We start from the raw sequence: 5,695 nt of genomic DNA, 5'->3' as shown, positions 1-5,695 counted from the left end.
CGGTCGTGGCCCGGTCCCGCGGTATCGTGGTTTCCGGAATCACCCTGTTCATCTTCGGTGGCGTAGCGGAGATGCGCCGCGAGCCCGAGCGGGCCGGGGACGAGTTCCTCCTCACCATCGTCGGACCGCTGAGCAGCCTCGCTCTCGCCGGGATCTTCTTCGCGATCGCCAACGTGCTCGGAACGCTCCGGCTGCCTTCCGCCCGGGTCGTGTCCGAGACGGTAGCCATGCTCAACCTCGTGCTGGCCGTGTTCAACATGGTGCCCGCCTTTCCACTGGATGGCGGGCGCGTGCTGCGGGCCGTGCTGTGGCGCCTGACCGGCGATCCGTACCGCGCCACGCGCTGGGCCACCTGGGTGGGGCGTGGCTTCGGCTGGCTTCTCATCCTGTATGGACTGGTACTCTTCCTGGGCGGTGCCCAGTTCGCCGGTGTATGGGGGATCTTCCTCGGGTGGTTTCTGTCGGGTGCGGCCGCGTCGGCAGCCCAGCAGAACGAGCTCAAACGGTCCCTCGAGGGTGTGGCTGTCGGCCAGATCTTCACCGGGCCAGCGGTGTTCGTTCCCGGTGGGCTGACCGGCGAGGAACTCGTCGAGCGGTACTTCCTGCGATATCCCGCCCGCGCGTTCCCGGTGCTGCGAGATCGCACGATCGTGGGCGTCGTGTCGATGGCCGATATCGCCGGCCTGTCGCTGGACGAGAGAGCGGAGACCTCCGTCTTCGAGCGGATGGCCGCCCTCGAGGACGTACCGGTGATACAGGCCGACCGTCCTCTCCTGGAAGTCGTCATGGCGGTGCGATCCGGACGTGATGACCGCATGATGGTGGTTCGCGACGCCGAGGTGCTGGGAGCTCTGACCGGGGAGGAGATCGTGGAGTGGGTGAGCCGCAACGCGTCCGGTCGCGAGGCGAAGCCGCGGGGCGAAGGGTCGGGCTGATGGCACGGAAGCTCGAGTCACTCGCCGTCCGCCGGCGCAGGGTAGACGAAGTGAAGCCCGTGCTCGCCCGGCGCTATCCGGACCTCGAGGTGAGCCTGGACTGGAGCACTCCGCTCGAGCTGCTCGTGGCCACGATCCTCTCGGCACAGTGCACGGACGAGCGCGTGAACCAGGTCACTCCTTCTCTCTTCTCGCGTTTCCCGGACGCTTCCGCCTACGCGGAAGCGGACCGCGAAGAGCTGGAAGAGCTGATCCACTCGACCGGCTTCTATCGGAACAAGGCGAAGAACATCCAGGGAATGGCACGACGTCTGGTGGACGAGCACGAGGGGCGGGTTCCCGAGACGATGCAGGAGCTCGTCGAGCTTCCCGGCGTGGCGCGAAAGACGGCGAACGTGGTGCTCAGCAACGCGTTCGGGAAGAACGAGGGTGTGGTCGTGGACACGCACGTGAAGCGGGTCTCGGCCCGGCTCGGCCTGACTGCGGAGTCCGATCCCGTGCGCGTGGAGAGAGACCTCATGGAGCTACTGGACCCGTCCGAGTGGCGCTCCTTTCCCTGGCGGCTGATTCTCCACGGGAGACAGCGCTGCCGCGCCCGGAAACCCGAGTGCGTGGAATGCGAGATCCGGGAGATGTGCCCGAGCGCCAACCGGGTTTGAGGCGCGAAGGCGATCGAATCGTGTCCACCCGTCCCGACCCGTGCGTGTCGACCGAAGAGCGGGAAGCCCTGCGAGCCGAGGCTCTCGCCCTCGGCTTCCTTCAGGTCGGGTTCGCGGCCGCCGGTCCTCCGAGGCACTCCGGGGCGTTTCTCGACTGGCTCGGGGAGCGTATGCACGGAGAGATGGAGTGGCTGGCCCGTCCCGACGCCGTGGGGCGGCGGCTGGATCCTCGCCTCGTCCTGCCCGACTGCCGAACGCTGGTGATGGTCACCATGAGCTACGCGCCCGGAACCGGTCTCCACGATTCCGGCAGCGGACCGGGGCTTCCCGCCGACCACCGGGCCGTCGTGGCTCGCTATGCCGCCGGTCGCGATTATCACCTCGAGTTCGAGGACAGACTGAGCCGGCTGGCAGGCCGGCTGAAGGAACGGTGGCCCGGCGCCGGCGTGAAGAGCTACGTGGACTACGGGCCGGTGCTGGAGCGCGACCATGCGCAGGAAGCAGGGCTCGGGTGGGTGGGCAAGAACACGATGCTGATCCATCCCCAGTTCGGCTCCTGGACCCTGATCGGCGAGCTGCTGACCACGAAGGAGATCCCCCCGGACGACCCGTTCACCGCCGACCGCTGTGGCACCTGCATGCGGTGCATCGAAGCCTGTCCGACCGGGGCGATCGTCGAGCCGCGGCGGCTCGACGCCCGTCGGTGCATCTCGTACCTGACGATCGAGCTGAAGGGACCCATTCCGGTTCCGCTGCGAGAGGCGATCGGCACGAGGATTTTCGGCTGCGACATCTGCCAGGAGGTATGTCCCTGGAACGACGGGGCACCGACCGGAAGTCTGCCCGCGGCATCGTGGGGCGGCCCCGTGCCTCCGGATACGATGGCGAGCTGGGCTGACGAAATCCTCGACCTGTCCGACGCGGAGTTTCGATCGCGCTACGGTGACACCGTCTTCGCACGGCCGGGACGCGACGGAATGCTGCGGAACCTGTGCGTCGGCATGGGCAACAGCGGGTATGCGTCTCTCCTCCCCACCCTGATGCGTTGCCTCGACGCCGGGTCGACGCTCGTGCGTGAGCACGCCGCCTGGGCGATCGGCCGATTGGACGCGGCCCGGGCCCGGTGAACGGATCCGGTCAGGACCTTCCTCTCGAGTCGATGGCCGCCAGGCCGGGTCCGCCGAATACGAGCATGAGAAGCGAGGCCACGAGCAGCAGGTTGAACTCGATACCACCGTTCGCCTGCGCCCCCACCACATAGAAGCCTCGTGACGCGTGCACGAGAACGATGGCGGCCATCATCTCCACGGTGAGCAGAAGCGCCACCGGCGTGACGAGGAAGCCGGCGACCAGGCAGATGCCTCCGAGGAACTCGAGAAGTCGGAGCGCCCAGGCGGCAATGAGCGGGAGGGGTACCCCGAGGGAGGCGAGAAAAGCGGCCGTACCGTCCATTCCCCCGAACAGGCTCGGGGCGCCGTGCGCGATGAAGATCACGCCCAGCACGACTCTGAGGATCGCCAGTCCGAGATCCGGGTTCACCCCTCGCTCCATGGTGTCGCTCCTGTGCTGGTGAAACGGTTCAGTCGGTCTCGACCTCGATCACGCGCCCCCCGGAGCGGCCGCCTCCGGTATCGACGCCCGGCCCAGCCGGTGCATCCGTCGGCGAGCTCCGCGGTCCTCCCATCTCTCCCGGGAATCCGACATCCCGCAGCTGGAACCGAGATCCGAGCCTCTTGCGGAGGCTCCGGGCTACGAGCTCGCGTGTCGGCCGGAAGAGCAAGAGCAGCCCGGCGGCATCGGTGAGCACGCCGGGCGTGACGAGGACCACGCCCGCAATGAACACGAGCAGCGCCTGCAGGAGCCCATCGCCGGGCATGCGTCCGGCCTGGAGCTCCTCCTGCACCTTTCGCCACGTTCGACTCCCCTCCCTTCGAGCGAGCCAGGCGCCCACCACCCCGGTGACAACGACGAGACCCAGCGTCGCTCCGGCTCCGAGCCACTCTCCGATGCGGAGCAGCAGCGTGAGCTCGACGAGCGGCAGCAGCGTGAACAAGAGGATGAGTCGAAACAAGCGCATCTCCCGTGAAGTCCCGGACGGGAAGATAGAGAGCGGATGAAGAAAAGCGAAGGCGAACCCGGCGTCGTCACCCTGCGGCCCCACAGGCGCGATCCTGATTCGACCTTCGCTCTCTTCGCTTCGCGCCGGGTTGGCTCTACGGCGCTTCCCGGGCGCGACGTCAACATGGTGGGAGGGCGTCACACGACCGTCACACGGGGCGGTCCGAGGCCGTCAATCGGGCGCCGAAACGAAGCGGGGAAAGGCCGAACGCCCCCAGCGCCCCCGCCGGAACGTCCGGCGCGATCCCGGCTCCGTGAGCGAGCGGCGGGGCACCCCTGTGACCTCACGGCTCGCGCCCGGACCGTACAGGTTCAGGTTCCTGTTCCTCAGGTCGGTGACCCCGCGCTCTCACCGCTCCGCTCTACGGGATGGAACGATAGCCGGGGGCCTCAACGAACTCTCAACGGATGGCATCCGGGGGCGCATCGGGATGCGGCGAGGTGGGGCCAGACACCGGAGAAGTGCCAACAGCTGCCGAAAGCGGGCGGTCGGGACTCCGCCCCGGGACGCTAGAAGCCCATCATGGCGCGTACGGCCGGATCGATCCTCTCGGGGGTCCAGAAAGGCTTCCAGACCAGGCTGACGTCGGCTTTCTCCACGCCTTCGACATCCTCGGCCGCCTTCTGCGCGCCCATCAGAATCTGACCGCCAGCCGGACAACCGGGGCTGGTCAGCGTCATCGTCACCTTCGCGGTCCCCTCCTCGACCTCGATGTCGTACACGAGTCCGAGGTCCACGATATTGATGCCGAGTTCCGGGTCCATCACGGTGCGAAGCTGTTCACGGACGGCTTCCGCGGTTTCCGTTTCCGTCATCGAGTCTCTCCCGTCTGATGGTCTGCAGGCGCCGGGGCCACGTTTTCGGCCAGTTCGCGCAACGAGTTCGGGCCATCCGAATCCCGGACTTCCCTGACCGCACCCGCTGCCGCACGGGCGCGGACGATGGTCTTCGCGTATTCGGTCTCCGACGCCGCGTCGAGCAAAACGATCCCGTTCACCCGGCCCTCGGATAGGGCGAAGGTGATGCAAGGACCCTCTCCCGGAGCGCCCCAGGTGACCGTCTCCTCGGGCTCCGCCGTCCGTCCGACCGCGTCGAGGCTCAGATCGAACACTCGCGAAAAGAAGCAGGACAGGCGCTCATAGGGCACGTTCCCGCCCGCCATGTTACCACCGACGAGCCTCCCGTGTTCACGAGCGTGCTCCCAATGCTCCACCCGGACGACTCCGCCGAACACGGGATCCGGAAAGCGTGCAACATCACCGGCCGCATAGATATGGGGATGGCTGGTCTCGCCGAACCGATCGACACGTATCCCATCCCCGACCGCGAGTCCCGCGTCCGCGGCCAGGCCGTCACACGCCTCGCTGCCGATTCCCACCACCGAGAAGTCGCAATCGATGGACCCGTTCACCAGGTCGACCGCGCGAATCCGGGATTCTCCGCGGAAGGCCTCGACTCCCGATTCGAGGCGAAAGGAGACCCCCTGTTCCTCGAAGTGCTTCCGCATCCAGCGCGACAGCGCCGGGGGAAGCACGCGACTCCAGACCCGGTCGGCGACATCCAGGACCGTGGAGGCCACGCTCCAGGAGGAAAGGGATGCTGCGAGCTCCATTCCGACGAAGCCGGCTCCGACGAGCACGGCGTGGCCACCGGACCCGGCCGCCTCACGAAGGGCCTCGGCGTCTTCTACGGATCGCAGCGTGTGGATGCCTTTCAAACCGGACCCCGGCACGTCCAGCCGGCGGGCGCGACCTCCCGTGGCGAGCAAGATGCGGGGAGCTCGGAAGACATTTCCCCTCGCCGTCGTCACGCTCATCGATCCAGCGTCCAGGGTCATGGCTTTCTGGCAGGTCACCAGTTCGACGCCAGGCTCGGAATCGAACCAGTCCTCCGGCTTCACGTGCAGCAGGGACCGCGGCACGTCGGGGTGCTGCAGAAACTCTTTCGAGAGCGGGGGACGCTGGTAGGGCGGTTCGGACTCG

7 protein-coding genes are annotated in these 5,695 nt (G+C 67.5%); 3 read left to right on the top strand and 4 right to left on the bottom strand.

What is annotated here, in order from left to right; all coding sequences use genetic code 11:
• The 3 genes from AC36XV_RS12275 to queG all read left to right on the top strand — a co-directional run.
• Nucleotides 1-935: site-2 protease family protein (locus AC36XV_RS12275; RefSeq protein WP_492203974.1), on the top strand; the 935-nt coding region annotated here is incomplete at its 5' end.
• A complete protein-coding gene (gene nth / locus AC36XV_RS12270; RefSeq protein WP_492203973.1) occupies nucleotides 935-1,594 on the top strand; it encodes an endonuclease III in 660 nt (219 codons plus the stop codon). The genes AC36XV_RS12275 and nth, both read left to right, overlap by 1 nt.
• Nucleotides 1,552-2,721 (top strand): tRNA epoxyqueuosine(34) reductase QueG, encoded by a 1,170-nt coding sequence (gene queG / locus AC36XV_RS12265; protein WP_492203972.1) that lies wholly within the window; start codon nucleotides 1,552-1,554, stop codon nucleotides 2,719-2,721. The genes nth and queG overlap by 43 nt, the downstream gene beginning before the upstream one ends.
• 10 nt (nucleotides 2,722-2,731) lie before the next feature.
• Here queG and AC36XV_RS12260 read toward each other — a convergent pair whose 3' ends face one another.
• The 4 genes from AC36XV_RS12260 to AC36XV_RS12245 all read right to left on the bottom strand — a co-directional run.
• Complete coding sequence (locus AC36XV_RS12260; RefSeq protein WP_492203971.1) at nucleotides 2,732-3,145, bottom strand: DoxX family protein; 414 nt, start codon at nucleotides 3,143-3,145, stop codon at nucleotides 2,732-2,734.
• Nucleotides 3,146-3,173: 28 nt separating this feature from the next.
• Complete coding sequence (locus AC36XV_RS12255; RefSeq protein WP_492203970.1) at nucleotides 3,174-3,665, bottom strand: FxsA family protein; 492 nt, start codon at nucleotides 3,663-3,665, stop codon at nucleotides 3,174-3,176.
• A 557-nt stretch (nucleotides 3,666-4,222) separates the two neighbouring features.
• Nucleotides 4,223-4,528 carry a metal-sulfur cluster assembly factor gene (locus AC36XV_RS12250; RefSeq protein WP_492203969.1) on the bottom strand — a complete coding sequence of 102 codons (306 nt, stop codon included), beginning with the start codon at nucleotides 4,526-4,528 and terminating at the stop codon, nucleotides 4,223-4,225.
• On the bottom strand, nucleotides 4,525-5,695 hold a 1,171-nt coding region (locus AC36XV_RS12245), incomplete at its 5' end, for an NAD(P)/FAD-dependent oxidoreductase (RefSeq protein WP_492203968.1). The genes AC36XV_RS12250 and AC36XV_RS12245, both read right to left, overlap by 4 nt.

Source organism: Candidatus Benthicola sp. (assembly GCF_058719085.1).
The sequence above is the reverse complement of the archived record's forward strand: the minus strand, read 5'-3'. Positions and strand labels throughout refer to the sequence as shown.